The sequence below is a fragment of the Rhodococcus sp. Leaf233 genome (assembly GCF_001426165.1).
GTDB lineage: Bacteria > Actinomycetota > Actinomycetes > Mycobacteriales > Mycobacteriaceae > Rhodococcoides > Rhodococcoides fascians.
The window spans coordinates 88,378-104,063 of the sequence record NZ_LMRO01000011.1 but is presented as its reverse complement, the minus strand read 5'-3'; the positions used below and the strand labels follow the sequence as shown (position 1 = coordinate 104,063).

Here is a 15,686-nt window from a genome sequence, read left to right as displayed (position 1 = left end):
TAGTGACGCCGGTCACGGCCGGCCACCCCCGAATGGGGGTCCTACTCCAGTGTGATGACGTCCGCAGCCTCGAGCACCTCGGCGCGCGACGTGTCCTTGAGCGCGACGCCGGACCGTCCGAGCTTCCTGGCTCCGGCCAGCAGACCTGCCACGATGCGGGCCGACTGCGCGTACCCCTGCCCCTCGGGCGGGTGGATGTTGGAGATGCAGTTGCGATCGGCGTCGGTGCGGCCGGGCTTGGGGAGATGCGTCAAGTAGATGCCGAGACTGTCCGCGACGGACAGGCCGGGTCGCTCCCCGATGAGAACCAGTACCGTCCGCACGCCCATCGACGCCGCGATGTGATCACCGAGCGCCACTCGGGCCTCGGTCGCAATGACCGGTGCCGCAATCGAATACCGCTCGGCGAGTTCGGTTTTCAGCGCTTCCACCATGGCGACGCCGTGATCCGCCAGGGCCCGGGGAGACAATCCGTCGCTCAGCACGATGCCTATCTCGTCCTCCGAATGTGCAATCGCCGACAAATCCTTCGGCTGACGACCCAGGTCCGGACGACGCAGATACTCGGCCCGGCTCGTCGCCAACGACGTCACCACCGACGGTGTACCGAGCCCCACCTGCTCCACCCGACGCACGAACTCGTCGACCTCGAGTGGCATGTGCACCGCATCCCGGGCCGCGGCGTGCGCCGAGCGAAACTCGAGCACCCGCGTCGTCGGCAACGAATCGCCGATACGCCCCAGACCGATCCGAGCTTGGGTACTCGCCCGCAACTCACCCCAGAACTCTGCCTCGGGTCGTTCCGCAGGCTCCACTCCCAAATCCGGTCGTTCCGCAGGCGTGCTCATCGCGCACTCATCAAGGCCCGCAGCGGCGATCCCGCGGCATCGACGTCGAGGACCCGGCCGTCGGCGTCCGCCATCCCCAGCCGCGAGAGCCACGACTCGAATTCCGGTGCGGGCCGCAGACCGAGGACCTGTCGCACGTAGAGCACATCGTGGAAGCTCAGGGACTGGTAGCCGAGCATGACGTCATCGGCTCCCGGTACAGCGATGACGAATGCGACCCCGGCCGCACCGAGCAACGTCAGCAACGTGTCCATGTCGTCCTGATCGGCCTCGGCGTGATTGGTGTAGCAGACGTCCACTCCCATCGGCAGTCCGAGGAGCTTGCCGCAGAAGTGATCTTCGAGGCCTGCCCTGATGATCTGCTTGCCGTCGTACAGGTACTCGGGCCCGATGAATCCGACTACGGTGTTGATCAGCAGCGGCTCGAGATCACGGGCCACCGCGTACGCACGCGTCTCGAGTGTCTGCTGATCGACGGGCCGGTCGCCGGTGCCGATGTGCGCTCCCGCCGACAGCGCCGAACCCTGACCCGTCTCGAGATACATGACGTTGTTCCCGACGGTTCCGCGGTGCAACGATCTGCCTGCCTCGTTGGCCTCACGCAGCAACGAAATGTTCACTCCGAAGCTCGAATTGGCACCCTCGGTCCCCGCGATGGACTGGAACACCAGATCGACCGGAACTTTTTTGTCGATCAGTTCCATCGTCGTCGTCACATGAGAGAGGACGCACGACTGTGTCGGGATCTCGAAACGCTGCCGAATCTCGTCGAGCAGATGCAGCAGATCGGCGGTGGCCTGAGGTGAGTCGGTCGCGGGATTGATTCCGATGACCGCGTCACCCGACCCGAGGAGCAGCCCGTCGAGTGTGGCCGCGGCGATGCCACGCGGGTCGTCGGTCGGGTGGTTGGGTTGCAGACGCGTGGTGAGAGTCCCGGGTAGGCCGATCGTCGTCCGGAACGCCGACGTCACCTGCGCGGCCCGAGACACCGCGATCAGATCCTGGTTCCGCATGATCTTGCTGACCGCCGCGACCATCTCGGGTGTCAATCCGGCCGCGACCGATCGCAGTGTCTGGGCCGCATCGGGCCCCGCTGTCACCTGCAGCAGCCAATCCCGAAGACCTCCCACGGTCAGGTGTGAGATGGCCCCGAACGCGATGCGGTCGTGCGAATCGATGATGAGCCTGGTGACCTCGTCGGTTTCGTACGGAACGAGCAGATCGTGCAGGAAGACATCGAGGGAGACCTCGGACAACGCCCACTGCGCGGCAGCCCGTTCGGCATCGGATTCGGCCGCGCAGCCGGCCAATTCGTCACCCGATCGCAGCGGTGTCGCTTTGGCCATCAGGTCGACCAGACCGTCGAACGTGTAGGTGGTCCCGGATACCTGCTGGGTGTAGATCGTCATTCCAGTTCGGCCTCGGCCTCGGCCAGTGCGGCGAACTCCTCGTCGGGCGAGTTGGCGACCAGATGATGTCTGCTGTAGATGCCGAAGTAGGCCATGAACGCGACGAACACTGCCAGACACCACAGTGCCGCAGTGGAATCGACGACGAAGGTGGCGACGACGGCGAGTGCCGCGATGATCAACGCGAATCCGGTGGTCACAACGCCCCCGGGGGTTCGGTACGGCCGTTCCATGTTCGGCTCGTTGCGGCGAAGCACGATGTGGCTGACCATCATCAGAACGTAGCTCAGTGCCGCACCGAACACGGCCATGTTCAGCAACATTCCGCCCTGACCGGTCAGCGAGAGCAGGAATCCGATGACGCCGGGCACGATCAGCGCGAGCGTAGGGGCCTTACGAGAGTTGGTGATGGACAGCGTCTTCGGCAGGTAGCCGGCACGGGACAGCGCGAAGAGCTGACGCGAGTACGCGTACATGATCGAGAAGAAGGACGCGACCAGTCCGGCCAGGCCGATGTAGTTGACGATCTTGCTCGCAGTTCCGTCACCGAGCGCCTCCACCAACGGGTTTCCCGATTCCTTGACGGCGTCGGCCCCGCCGGCTCCGGTCACCAGGAACAGCACGACGGCACCGGTGACGAGCAGTACGCCCATGGCGGCGATGATGCCGCGCGGGACGTTCTTGGTCGGATCCTTGGCCTCCTCGGCGGCCAGCGGCACGCCCTCGATGGCGAGGAAGAACCAGATGGCGAACGGCACAGCCGCCCAGATGCCGAGGTAGCCGAACGGCAGGAATCCCGAGGCTCCGGCTGCGTCGGTCGGCGCGATGTCGGTCAGGTTGCTCGCATCGAATTGTCCGAGGGCAGCGATGGCGAACACGATGAGTCCGACCAAGGCGATCGCGGTGATGACGAACATGATCTTGAGGGCTTCGCCTGCGCCGGAGAGGTGAATTCCGATGAACACGGCATAGACCACCAGGTACACCCACCACCCGTCGGTGATCCCGAACAGTCCGAGCGATTCCACGTACGCGCCGATGAACGTGGCGATGGCGGCGGGAGCGATGGCGTACTCGATGAGAATGGCTGTGCCGGTGGCGAACCCGCCCCACGGTCCGAGAGCACGGCGGGCGAAGGTGTAGCCGCCGCCCGCAGCGGGCAGTGCCGAGGACATCTCGGCCATTCCGAGGACCATGGCCAGGTACATGCCCGCGATGATGATCGCCGCGATGAGCAGACCACCGAAGCCGCCTTCGGCGAGACCGAGGTTCCAGCCCGAGTAGTCACCGGAGATGACGTAGCTGACACCGAGGCCCGCGAGAAGTACCCACCCGGCGGTCCCCTTCTTCAGGGTTCTCTTGGCCAGGTAGTCACCGCCCTCGACGTGCGACTGTGTGCCCTCGTAGGAGCCGGACTTCGGGTGAGGCGACTGGGGATCTTTCACGGACATTGCAAGCCTCTCGTACCAGGTCCCTCGCGAGGGGACGCCCATTCGGGTGTGTGGGGCGCGCGAACCGGTTCACGATAGGTCCGTGATGTAAGCGGGGTGTCATCGGTGAATGACGGGCGAATTACGGCTGCTGTGCAACCGCATTCACGTCACCGATATCTCCCTCGTCCGGTTCTGCGACTGTCAGTACTGCGTCCACCACAGCTCTGTTGGTTTCCAGCTCACGCTCCAGCCGCCGGAGCGTGTGCGCGATGCGTGACTCTGCGAAGTCACCGACGAGATCGACACTCGCCACCACGTAGATCTGTTTGGGACCGACGAACTCGATGCGAACGAACCGGACCGACGCCACCTCGGGGAGTAGCTCGATTCGCTGCACTACCGCGTTCCATAATGCTCTCGATCCTGGCTCCCCGGTAAGGAATCGGCGGTTTCGATCGATCAGCACGAACGCCACGATCCCGAGTAGAACGCCCACCAGAATCGAGCCGATGGCGTCGAACGCCGCCGAACCGGTGAGCTGGTGCAAACCGATTCCCGCACCGGCGATCACGATGCCGATCAGAGCCGCGCTGTCCTCGGCGAACACTGCTCGCAGCGTCGGATCCGAGGTCTCCAACGCGTAATCGAGAAAGTCCTTGTCGTATTGCGCTGCCTCGCCGCGTATTTGCCGTACCGACTGCAGGAAGGACACGCCCTCGAGCAGAAAGGCGATGGCGAGCACGACGTAGGCGACGAGGTAGTTCTCACTGCTCGACTCGCCCGCAAGCAACGAGGTGATGCCATGCCATACCGATACCGCCGCACCGGCGACGAACAAACCGATGGCCGCGAGCGTCGACCAGAAGTACGTCTCCCGGCCGTACCCGAGCGGCCGCCGATCGTCGGGCCCGCGCGCCCCGCGGCGATTGGCGACGAGCAGGAAGATCTCGTTACCGGTATCGGCCCAGGAGTGAGCGGCCTCGGCGACCATCGACGCAGACCCGGTGAACACCGCCGCGAACGTCTTGGCAATGGCTACACCGAGGTTGGCAACGAACGCGATCATCACGGTGCGCAGGCTGTCGCCGCCGTCGGCCGCGCCGGTTTTCGATGAGCTCTTCATCGTTCGCACTGTATGCGCTGCGCGCAGTGGTGCGGTTATGTGCCGCCTGGGGTACACGGGAGCGGAGCATGCGGAGCGACCCGGAAGCGGAGCCGCGCCACCGCGGCGCAGCCGCACTCAGCCCTGGAGCATTCCCGGCACGGGACAAGCGTCCACGGCCTCGGCGACCACGAGTGGGTCGTCGGGTACCGGCGGTCGTCGGCCCTCTTCCCAGTCGACGCCGACGAGCGGTGGGTGCGCGGCGAGAAGTTCGTTCTCTTCCGCGGTGTAGGCGCGCCCACGGCTCAGGAACCGCACGCCTTCGGGCGATTCGAGCGAGAATCCGCCGCCGCGGCCCGGCACCACGTCGAGTACGAGTTGGGTGTGTTTCCACGCCTGGAACTGCGAACCCGAGATCCACACCGGCACGCCGTCGACACCCTCGGGGAGGTCCTGGGCTATCTCGCCCACCCTGAGTCTGAGGTCGATGTACCCGAGCAGAACGTCGCGATCGCCGACGATGAATTCGCCTGCGGGATAACACATCGGCGACGAGCCGTCACAGCATCCGCCGGACTGATGCATCATCAGTTCGCCGTGGATACCGCCGAGGCGACGGAGAAGCTCCATCGCCTCGGCGGTTGTCTTCAGCCGCGCGGGCGGCCGAGCGTTCTCCATCAGAAGAAGCCCTGCGCCTTCTGGGCGTAGCTCACGAGCAGGTTCTTGGTCTGCTGGTAGTGATCGAGCATCATCTTGTGGTTCTCGCGACCGATACCCGACTGCTTGTAGCCGCCGAACGCGGCGTGCGCGGGGTACTGGTGGTACGTGTTGGTCCACACTCGGCCGGCCTTGATGTCGCGGCCCGCCCGGTAGGCAACGCCGCCGTCGCGGGACCAGACGCCTGCGCCCAGTCCGTAGAGGGTGTCGTTGGCGATGTCGATGGCGTCGTCGTAGTCCTTGAACGACGTCACCGACACGACCGGTCCGAAGATCTCTTCCTGGAAGATGCGCATGTCGTTCTTGCCCGTGAAGATCGTCGGCTGCACGTAGTAACCACCGTTGAGGTCGCCGCCGAGCTGTGCGCGTTCACCGCCGGTGACGACCTGTGCGCCCTCGCCCTTACCGATCTCGATGTACGAGAGGATCTTCTCTAGCTGATCGTTGGACGCCTGGGCACCGATCATGGTCTCGGTGTCGAGCGGATCGCCCTGCCGCACAGCCTTCGTGCGGATCGCGGCCAGTGCGAGGAACTCGTCGAAGATGTCAGCCTGGATCAACGAACGCGACGGGCAGGTGCACACCTCACCCTGGTTGAGGGCGAACATCGTGAAGCCTTCGAGGGCCTTGTCCTGGTAGTCGTCGTTGGCCTGGAGCACGTCGGAGAAGAAGACGTTGGGGCTCTTGCCACCGAGTTCGAGCGTGACCGGGATCAGGTTCTGCGACGCGTACTGCATGATCAGGCGGCCGGTGGTGGTCTCGCCGGTAAAGGCGATCTTGGCGATGCGCGGGCTCGACGCCAGCGGCTTGCCTGCCTCCACACCGAATCCGTTGACGATGTTGATCACGCCCGGGGGCAGGAGGTCGCCGATGATCGAGATCAGGTGCAGGATCGAGGCGGGAGTCTGCTCGGCGGGCTTGAGCACGACGGCGTTACCGGCAGCGAGCGCGGGCGCGAGCTTCCAGACGGCCATGAGAATGGGGAAGTTCCACGGAATGATCTGTCCGACGACGCCCAGCGGCTCGTGGAAGTGGTAAGCGACGGTGTCGCTGTCGATCTCGGACAGTGAGCCTTCCTGCGCACGGATGCAGCCGGCGAAGTACCGGAAGTGATCCACGGCGAGGGGGATGTCGGCGTTGAGGGTCTCGCGGATCGGCTTGCCGTTGTCCCAGGACTCGGCCAGAGCGATCGACTCGAGGTTCTCGGCGATGCGGTCGGCGATCTTGTTGAGGATCACGGCGCGTTCGGCCGCGGACGTCTTGCCCCAGGCGGGAGCGGCGGCGTGCGCGGCATCGAGGGCGAGTTCGATGTCCTCGGACGTGGAACGGGCGACCTCGCAGAAGTTCTCACCGGTGACCGGAGTCGGGTTCTCGAAGTACTGGCCCTTGACCGGTGGCACCCATTCGCCGCCGATCCAGTTGTCGTAGCGCGACTGGAACGACATGACGGAATCGGCGGTACCTGGACGGGCATAGACGGACATTGAAAATCCTCCTGATCGACACGTGCTGCACTGCTGATGCGGTGTGTGATTCAGGACACTAGGGGGTGCAACGTTGCAACTACGTTGCCGTCACTCCGACGGCACCGCCGCGACGGGTGCGTCAGACTCCGAGATCGCGGTCGAGCAGGTCGATACGTGCGCTGACCTGGCCGTAGAGTGCGGAATCGCGGCTCAGCGTGGCGCGATAGGCCTCCCATGCGATCACGTCGGATCGACCGTGAATGGAGGAGGTCCACTGGGCGAGCAACACCGGATCCCCCAGCCGCAACAGTGCAGCCTGCATACGAGACCGCAATTCTTCGCGAATCTCCTCGATGCCGGGTGCGGACGAGCCGGGCAACACCGGTCCGGTGTAGATCCGCAGAGCCGCCTCGACGTCGCCGCGGTCCAGGGCACGTCGGATGTCGCCGACATCGGAGGACAACTCGCCGACCAATCGGTACGGCCGGGATGCGAGGCCTGCGGTACCGAAAGACTTACGCAGCCGCGACATCTCTGCGCGGATGGTCACCGAATCGAGTTCCTGCTCGTCGAGCAGGACGGCGAGATGGTCCGAACTGAGCCCCTCCGGATGATCGCCGAGCAACAGGAGAATCTCGGCGTGCCGCTGTGAGAGAGGCGTTCGACCCGAGCCGCGTACCACTCCGGGCCGGCCGGATCCGAGGACCTCGAGACGAGGAGCGGTATCGCCCAACGATTTCGGTGAGTTCAACAGGTGCAGGCGTAATTCGGACTCGGCGGCTGCGACGGTGGCCCGCACCAGCGAGAGCACCTCGGGTACGGCCACCCGCGGCCCGCCGGTGATGTCGATGGCTCCGAGGATGTGGCCGCTGGTGGGGTGATGCACCGGTGCTGCCGAGCAACTCCATTCGTGGACCGATCGCGAGAAGTGCTCGGACGCGAAGATCTGCACGCTGTGATCGACGGCGAGTGCCGTTCCCGGCGCGTTGGTCCCCTTGCTCTCCTCGCTCCAGTCGACACCTTCGGCGAAATCCATCGTCAGCGCGCGGTCCTTGGCCGAGGAATCGCCCTCGACCCACAACAGGCGGCCCTCCGCGTCCGAGATTGCGACGAGCAGACCGGTGTCGGAGGCGTCCTCGACGAGCAGTTTGCGAATCACCGGGCGGATGAGTGCCATCGGATGCCCGTTGCGGTAGCGGTCGAGGTCCGGCCCACTCAGGGCCGGTGCCTGACTACCGCCGTCCGGGTCGACACCCTTGGTTCTACTTCGCATCCACGAGTCGAGTACGACGGACCGCACCGCCGAGCCGTGTGTACGGATGTCGTCGACGAAAGATTGATGGGCACTGGACATTTGGCGCGCCAGCACAGTGACATCCTCACCGGGGCGCACTGCGACCCAGGGGTTGCCGCCACTGTCCGATCGGCTTGCCATTCGACGCTTCCTCCGTGACCTGTCCACATCGTTGTAACCCAGCTCACAGGCAAGGATACAGCCGCTGTCGACGGGTGCGACCGGGGCCGGTCCCGTCGACGACGACCGGCTACTTCTTCTTGACGGCGGAGGTGATGATGTCGTTGCTGGTGTCTCCACTCGACTTCGCTCGCTTGTCGGCGCGCTTGTCCTTGAGTGATTTGCCGGATTTCTTGGTCATCGTGTTGCGGGGCGATTTGTCCGACATGGCAGAAACCCATCTGTTGGGGAACCTGAACGGTCCCCAGACCACGAACGCTACGCCTTACGCGCCGCGATCGTGCCGATCGATCAGCGCCGCGGCCCGCTCGGCGAACATGACGGCCGTTGCGTGGGGCCCTCTGCTGGGCACTACCGGGAACGCCGAGGTGTCGATGACGTACACGCCGTCGACCCCACGCACCCGACAATGGTCGTCCAGAACCGACCCCGGATCCGATTCTGGCCCCATTCGAGCGCTTCCGGACAGGTGCAGCGACGTACCGAGTGGCGCGAGCGGATCGGCGATGGTGGGAACTCCCACGACCGACGCCATGGCCGGGGATCGGAGCAGGTCGACGGCGAGTTCGACCCCGTCTCGCATCGCCCGACGGTCCCGTTCCGATTCGAGGTAGTGGTAGTTCACCGTGGGAGGAGTGAACGCGTCCGCCGTGCGCAACGCGATGCGTCCTCGCGCGGTCGACCGCATCAGACCCACGCCGAACGAGTGCGGCCCCACGTCCAGACCGGGTATCAATTCGTCGAACCGCCTCGTGTACGGCCGGATTTCCACGTCGCCCGCGTGCAGCACCGCCTCGAGCGGAGACGACAACCGATCGTCCGGGGAATGTTCGGCGGAATGTTTCGGAACGAGGGGAACGGCGACCTCGGGGTGGTCGGAGAATCCGCGACCCACGCCCGGACTGTCGACCACCATCGAGATACCCAGCGGGACAAGATTTTCGGGATCACCGATGCCCGATCGCATCAGCAGCGCGGGCGTGTGCACGGACCCCGCCGACACGATCACGGTATCGGCTCGGACGATTCTGCGAACTCCGCCGACGGTGATCTCCACTCCGATCACTTTGCTGCCGTTGAACTTCAACGACACCACTGTCGTATCACCCTGGATACGAAGGTTGGTCCGGTCGGCATTCGGCAGGAGGTATGCCTTGGCCGCGCTCACCCGTGTCCCGCCCAGAACGTTCGAGGGAACAGCACCGACACCGCCCGCCCCCGCATCGGGAGCATTCAGGTCCTCGTGGTAGCCGATCCCGGCGCTCGTCGCCGAGTCCACGAACGCGGCGGTCAGCCGATGCCAGGCCCGCGCGGGCGGTCGGGTGATCGGCATCGGCCCGTCCGTTCCGTGCCAGCGACGCGCGATGCTAGGTCCGCCGGCGGGATCGAGGTCGTGATCGCTCTCGGAACGGCGAAAGAACGGCAGCACCTGATCGAACGACCAGTTCGATTGTGGCCACGCATCGAAGTCGGCGGGGATCGCCCGAACGAAGTAGCCACCGTTGACGGCGCCCGATCCGCCGAGCACTCGACCTCGGGTCACCGTGCGCGTGACGTCGCAGGTGAGTTCGGCGGTGTAGCGGCCCACCCACCGGCTGTCCGGACCGATGGGGAGCGTCGTCGAGTCGCCCAGGCTGCGCGGAATGTCGTCGACCCCCGCAGATGCCGGCCCGGCTTCGAGCAGCAAAACTGAGCGGTCGGGATTCTCGCTCAGTCGCGCGGCGACGACGCAACCGCACGACCCGCCTCCGACGACGATGACGTCGGCGTCGAGTGGACTTCCCTCGTCGTCGGCCCGGCCTTCCAGGCGCACGGGTCAGCCGTCCAGGCGGGGCTTCAACGCCTCGATGGAACGAGCCGACAGCGCGCCGCTCCACAGCCCGGTTCCGTACGCGATGTCGTCGGCGCGTTTGAAGAAGATGTATCGAACCGGATCGAGCCCGCCCAGTTCACGATGCTTGTACCAATCCGAACACGCTTCTGCCACAGCCATACCGAGCGCGATCTTCCGGATACGGCTCGACAACAACACCGCGAGCAACGTGATCGGCCAATAATGTCGACACAGCGCCGAGGCAAGTTGCCACAACCCCGCCACGAAACCCTCGGCAGCGAGAACGGCCGCGATGCGGGTGGGCTGATCGAGACCGACGAACATCTTGCGCAGCCGAACGACCGTGACCCCGAAACTGGCGAGAGCGCCGAGCAATCCGATACGCGTCAGGCTGGCCGCGAGCAGACACGTCACCAACGTCCACGGCGACATCGCGATCGGTGGCACCATGCCCGGATGACGCGCGGACAACGGCGTGGCACCGGTGCCGTAGAACAGTTTGCGGGCGAACCATTCGACGAAAGCGACGCGGTGCTCGTGCGCCACGTGGGCCACGGGCTCGTAGCGCAGTCGCCAGCCCGCCTCCTGCAGACGCCAGCACAGATCGACGTCCTCGGCCACGTGCATCGACTCGTCGAACCCGTGGCATTCCACCGCAGCAGACCGGCGAAGCAACATGGCGGCACTGGGTACGTACGACACCGCGCTCCCTGCGCGCACCGCCGCTTCCTTCCGTCCGAGGTCGAGCGAGGAGCGGGCGTGCTCGTAGCGGGCCAGTGCGCTGCCCTCGGGCTCCAGCGCGACGATCCGGGGTGCCACCAGGCCCACCGCCGGATCCGAGAAGTGCCCGAGCATCACCTCGAGCCAGCCCTTGCGCGGCACCACGTCCGAGTCCAGAAAAGCAACGAAATCCGTTGTAGCGCAACGCAGTCCAGTATTACGTGCGGCCGCCGGCCCGCGTGAGGTCTCGTGCCGCAGCACCGTCACGCTACCCACGCTCCACGACACGGCAGGAACCGCCACCGGGACGTCGGATCCGTCGTCGACGATGATCACGTGCATGCCGTGCATCGCCGTGATCAGCCGCGCGAGCCCGGCCTCGTTGTTCTTCAGCGGCACCACGACGGTGACATCACTGGGCGACGGGATGGACATGGGCCGCGGGTTGCCCACCCCCGAGTCGAGCAGTTTGCGCGCCACGAGGGCGGACTGCGAGTCGGTCACCTCGATGAAACCGTCACCGATCATTGCCGCGGCCGTCGGTGCCAACGTGAGCATCCGCATCGGTGAACCACCGATCAGAACGCGTCCCTCGGAGAATGTGCGTACGCGTGGATCCACTCGCACCCCGAAGCCGTCAGGCAACCGACCTTCACCCATCAGGGCATCGTAAGCGGACAAACGGTCGGTGTGTCGGCCACCCGGTAAATCGGTCGGAACATACCTGCTCCCCGTTTCTGTTCGAGGCCTCGAACAGGCTTTCCGCCGGTTCTGTACCGCGATCGCTCACACGATGACGCCGTGCGGGGACGGACTCCATCTCTGCACCGCACCCAGCACGCGTTCCCGCAGTTGCTCGAAAATGAGCCGTCCCTCCTCGGCGGTGGCCCCGAGGGGATCGCCGAGCACACCGTTGGCCGTGACGGGGGCCAGGCCACCGGCGCGCAGCTCGGGCAGTAGAGCCGCGATCTCGGTGGTGTTTCCCGGTGCCGCTTTCGTCATGTCGACCACATCGGCCGAAAGATGCAGCAGCAGCGATGTTTCGGTGCGTCCGGCATGCGCGTCCGCTCCCGGCACCGAGCACGGGAACCATACGACGTCGCGCCCCTCGTAGCGCAACAGCGTCACCGCCGAGCGCAGGGTAGGACCGTTGCCGCCGTGGCCGTTGACGAAGACGACCCTCTCTGCCCACCGACACGCGGAGCGTCCGTACTCCACCAACAGCGCCTCGAGCGCGGCGGACCCGATGGACACGGTGCCGCCGAAACCCTCGTGCTCGCCGCTGGAGCCGTACGCCACCGCGGGTGCCACGAGAGCGTTCGGAACCGTTCGCGCGACGGCGTCGGCGATGCGGGTATCGGTATCGAGAGGTAGGTGCGGCCCATGTTGCTCGAGCGAACCGACCGGAACCACGAGGAGCTTCGGTCCGACGATGTCCGGCCAGTACTGGGTACCGAGCGTGTCAGTGGCCATGGGTGCAGATGCTATCGGACGGAACCGAGCCGTCACGCGGACGAAACACACGGCCGATAATCTTCGATTCGTGCCACCCCGCCGTCGGTCGATATTGCTCTCGCAATTGTCCATATCGGCACCGGGTGGCCCGCAGCCGACAATTCTGGACGAGCTCCGACGCGTCATCCTTGCCGGTGACGCTCCTCCGAATACACCCATTCCGATAGACGAGGTCGCGGAATTGTTCGGCGTGAGCCGCATTCCGGTACGCGAATCCCTGAAGACTCTGATCGGCGAGGGATTGGTCGACCATCGACCCAATCTCGGCTACCGAGTGGCGCAGCTGACAGCGGCTGAACTGCGCGAAATGTACATCGTGCGTGAGGTTCTCGAAACTGCCGCACTCCCCATCGCGGTAGAACAGGCCACCGATGCCGATCGCGCGCACCTGATCGAGATCAACCGGCAGCTCGAGGCCTCGTTGACCGAGGACGACTCACGCGAATACCACCGCCTCTCTCGCGAATTCCACCTGTCGCTGACCCGGCCGTCGCGGATGCACCGACTCCTGCACATGCTCGAATCCGCCTGGAATATCACAGAACCCGTGCAACCGATGGTGCATGTCGCCGGATCCGATCGGGCGTCACTGCACGACGACCACGCCGACATGATCGCCGCCTTCCTCGATCGCGACTCCGACGCACTGTTGCGCGCTGCCCAGCACCATCACACGCGTCTCAATTCGGTCATTTCGACATTGTCGAACGATCACGGATTGTTTGCCGATCCACCCACGGAAACGACGGGCTGAAGATATATCGCTCACGTCACGAGGGCGCAATACTTCGCCGCTAGCTTTTCCCCATTCACTCGTTCCATTCATTGCCCGGCCGTCAGGAGCATCGATGACAGATACAGCGCACGGTCCCGCCCAAACGGGAGATCTCGTGGAAGCCGCGGGCCACCCCGTCGGTGGAGGCCTGATCAAGGACAGCTACGACCCACGGCTGACCAATGAAGACCTCGCTCCGCTGAAGAAGCAGAGCTGGACCTCCTACAACCTGTTCGCTTTCTGGATGTCCGACGTGCACTCGGTGGGTGGCTACGTCACGGCCGGCAGCCTCTTCGCACTCGGGTTGGCGAGCTGGCAGGTGCTGATCTCGCTGCTCGTCGGCATCACCATCGTGTACTTCTTCTGCAACCTCGTCGCCAAGCCGAGCCAGGTCTCCGGGGTGCCCTACCCGGTCATCTGTCGCAGCGTGTTCGGCGTCCTCGGTGCCAACATCCCCGCCATCATCCGCGGACTGATCGCCGTGGCCTGGTACGGCATCCAGACGTTCCTGGCATCGGCAGCCCTCGACATCGTGTTGATCAAGCTGTTCCCGTCACTGGCCCCGTACGCCGTCACCGCCGACTACGGCTTCGCCGGTCTGTCCCTGCTCGGTTGGGCCAGCTTCCTGTTCCTCTGGGTCGTCCAGGCAGCAGTCTTCTGGCGCGGCATGGAATCGATCCGCAAATTCATCGACTTCTGCGGGCCCGCCGTCTACGTCGTGATGTTCATGCTGTGTGGCTACCTGATCTGGAAAGCAGGCTGGGGCGCAATCGATCTCAACCTCGGCGAGGTCGAGCACACGGGCCTGAGCTCGATTCCGGTGATGCTCGGAGCCATCGCCCTCGTGGTCTCGTACTTCTCCGGCCCCATGCTCAACTTCGGCGACTTCTCCCGCTACGGCAAGTCCTACGCCGCGGTGAAGAAGGGCAACTTCCTCGGCCTCCCGGTCAACTTCCTGGTCTTCTCGATCCTGGTGGTCGTCACAGCGTCGTTGACGCTTCCGGTATTCGGTGAGCTGATCACCGACCCGGTCGAGACCGTCGCTCGAATCGACAGCACGTTCGCCATCGTTCTCGGTGCACTGACGTTCACGATCGCCACCATCGGTATCAACATCGTCGCGAACTTCATCTCCCCCGCGTTCGACTTCTCCAACGTCAGCCCGCAGCGCATCAGCTGGCGCGCAGGCGGAATGATCGCCGCCATCGGCTCGGTGCTGATCACCCCGTGGAACCTGTACAACAACCCCGACGTCATCCACCTGACCCTCGAAACTCTGGGCGCATTCATCGGACCACTGTTCGGCATTCTGATCGCCGACTACTACCTCGTCCGCAAGCAGAAGGTCGTCGTCGACGAGCTGTTCTCGATGTCGACGACGGGTCTGTACTGGTACTCCAAGGGATACAACCCGGCTGCGGTGTACTCCACCATCGTCGGCGCGCTGGTGGCCATGTTCACCGTGCTGTTCAACGGAGCGATCGACGGCATGCAGATCGCCGGAATGTCGACGGCGTCCAAGTACAGCTGGTTCATCGGGTGCGGCATCGGATTCGCGATGTACTTCTACCTCGCAACGCGGACCAAGCTGGCCGTCACCAACTTCGACACTCCAGTGAAAGCATAGGATCTCGCACGTGCTCATCAAGGTCATCAATCCGAACACCACGAGTTCGATGACCGCAACGATCGGTGACTGTGCCCGGGCCGTAGTCGGCCCGGGCACAGTCGTCGATGCGGTCAGCCCATCCATGGGACCGGTGTCGATCGAAAGCCACGTCGACGAAGCCCTTAGCGTCCCAGGCATTCTCGCCGAGATCGCCCGCGGCGAGGCCGCCGGGGTGGACGGCTACGTCATCGCCTGTTTCGGCGACCCCGGCATCGACGCCGCCCGCGAACTCGCATCGGGGCCCGTCATCGGGATCGCGGAAGCGGCCATGCATGCCGCGAGTTTTCTCGGCCGCGGTTTCAGCGTCGTCACCACGCTCGCGCGCACGATCGGACGGGCACAGGATTTGGCCGACCATTACGGCTTCGGACGGCAGTGCCTCGGCATCCATGCGTGCGACCTGCCCGTCCTCGATCTCGAAACCGACCCCGACGCCCGCAAGATCGTCACCGAGGCCTGCCGCATCGCGGTAGAGACGGACGGTAGCGATGCCGTGGTCCTCGGCTGCGCGGGTATGGCCGATCTCTGCCGACACATCTCGTCCGAAATCGGAGTGCCCGTCGTCGACGGGGTCGCAGCGGGAACGTTGTTCGTTCAATCCCTCGTCACCCTAGGACTCGGGACCGGCAAGCGTGGAGAGTTCGCGACTCCGCCGCCCAAGCTGTACACCGGCATGCTCGACGGATTCAGCAGGGCCTGAGCGTCAGCTGCGCTGGGATGTCGA

General features: G+C 64.9%; 14 protein-coding genes. 3 read left to right on the top strand and 11 right to left on the bottom strand.

The window, feature by feature from the left end; genetic code table 11:
- Nucleotides 1–41: 41 nt before the first annotated feature.
- From eutC to mftE, 11 genes are all read right to left on the bottom strand, one after another.
- Nucleotides 42–848: an ethanolamine ammonia-lyase subunit EutC gene (gene eutC / locus ASH04_RS18650; protein WP_057474228.1), complete on the bottom strand. Its 807-nt coding sequence runs from the start codon at nt 846–848 to the stop codon at nt 42–44.
- Entirely contained in the window at nt 845–2,257 is a 1,413-nt protein-coding gene (locus tag ASH04_RS18645) for an ethanolamine ammonia-lyase subunit EutB (protein ID WP_057474227.1), read from the bottom strand. Before ASH04_RS18645 ends, eutC begins: the two co-directional genes overlap by 4 nt.
- Nucleotides 2,254–3,708: an ethanolamine permease gene (gene eat / locus ASH04_RS18640; RefSeq protein ID WP_057474226.1), complete on the bottom strand. Its 1,455-nt coding sequence runs from the start codon at nt 3,706–3,708 to the stop codon at nt 2,254–2,256. The genes ASH04_RS18645 and eat overlap by 4 nt, the downstream gene beginning before the upstream one ends.
- 121 nt (nt 3,709–3,829) lie before the next feature.
- On the bottom strand, nt 3,830–4,813 hold the full coding sequence (locus ASH04_RS18635; RefSeq protein WP_057474225.1) for a cation diffusion facilitator family transporter: 984 nt from the start codon (nt 4,811–4,813) through the stop codon (nt 3,830–3,832).
- A gap of 117 nt (nt 4,814–4,930) precedes the next feature.
- Nucleotides 4,931–5,470 (bottom strand): DUF779 domain-containing protein, encoded by a 540-nt coding sequence (locus ASH04_RS18630; RefSeq protein WP_057474224.1) that lies wholly within the window; start codon nt 5,468–5,470, stop codon nt 4,931–4,933.
- Nucleotides 5,470–6,993: an acetaldehyde dehydrogenase ExaC gene (gene exaC, locus ASH04_RS18625; RefSeq protein WP_027496284.1), complete on the bottom strand. Its 1,524-nt coding sequence runs from the start codon at nt 6,991–6,993 to the stop codon at nt 5,470–5,472. Before exaC ends, ASH04_RS18630 begins: the two co-directional genes overlap by 1 nt.
- 121 nt (nt 6,994–7,114) lie before the next feature.
- Nucleotides 7,115–8,410 (bottom strand): transcriptional regulator, encoded by a 1,296-nt coding sequence (locus tag ASH04_RS18620; RefSeq protein WP_027496283.1) that lies wholly within the window; start codon nt 8,408–8,410, stop codon nt 7,115–7,117.
- A 109-nt stretch (nt 8,411–8,519) separates the two neighbouring features.
- On the bottom strand, nt 8,520–8,657 hold the full coding sequence (locus ASH04_RS26995) for a hypothetical protein (RefSeq protein ID WP_167326762.1): 138 nt from the start codon (nt 8,655–8,657) through the stop codon (nt 8,520–8,522).
- Nucleotides 8,658–8,714: 57 nt separating this feature from the next.
- Nucleotides 8,715–10,262, bottom strand: coding sequence for a mycofactocin dehydrogenase MftG (gene mftG, locus ASH04_RS18610; protein ID WP_235580044.1), 1,548 nt, complete (start codon nt 10,260–10,262; stop codon nt 8,715–8,717).
- 3 nt (nt 10,263–10,265) lie between these two features.
- The gene (gene mftF / locus ASH04_RS18605) at nt 10,266–11,663 is read right to left on the bottom strand and encodes a mycofactocin biosynthesis glycosyltransferase MftF (protein WP_027496281.1); all 1,398 of its coding nucleotides are present in this window, start codon (nt 11,661–11,663) and stop codon (nt 10,266–10,268) included.
- A gap of 126 nt (nt 11,664–11,789) precedes the next feature.
- On the bottom strand, nt 11,790–12,476 hold the full coding sequence (mftE, locus tag ASH04_RS18600; RefSeq protein WP_048319836.1) for a mycofactocin biosynthesis peptidyl-dipeptidase MftE: 687 nt from the start codon (nt 12,474–12,476) through the stop codon (nt 11,790–11,792).
- Between the two features lie 70 nt (nt 12,477–12,546).
- Here mftE and ASH04_RS18595 point away from each other — a divergent pair, with 70 nt between their 5' ends.
- The 3 genes from ASH04_RS18595 (at nt 12,547) to ASH04_RS18585 (ending at nt 15,662) form a co-directional block, all read left to right on the top strand.
- Entirely contained in the window at nt 12,547–13,272 is a 726-nt protein-coding gene (locus ASH04_RS18595; protein WP_032393442.1) for a GntR family transcriptional regulator, read from the top strand.
- A gap of 94 nt (nt 13,273–13,366) precedes the next feature.
- Complete coding sequence (locus ASH04_RS18590) at nt 13,367–14,920, top strand: NCS1 family nucleobase:cation symporter-1 (protein WP_057474223.1); 1,554 nt, start codon at nt 13,367–13,369, stop codon at nt 14,918–14,920.
- A gap of 10 nt (nt 14,921–14,930) precedes the next feature.
- Complete coding sequence (locus ASH04_RS18585; RefSeq protein ID WP_032408036.1) at nt 14,931–15,662, top strand: aspartate/glutamate racemase family protein; 732 nt, start codon at nt 14,931–14,933, stop codon at nt 15,660–15,662.
- Nucleotides 15,663–15,686: the final 24 nt, after the last annotated feature.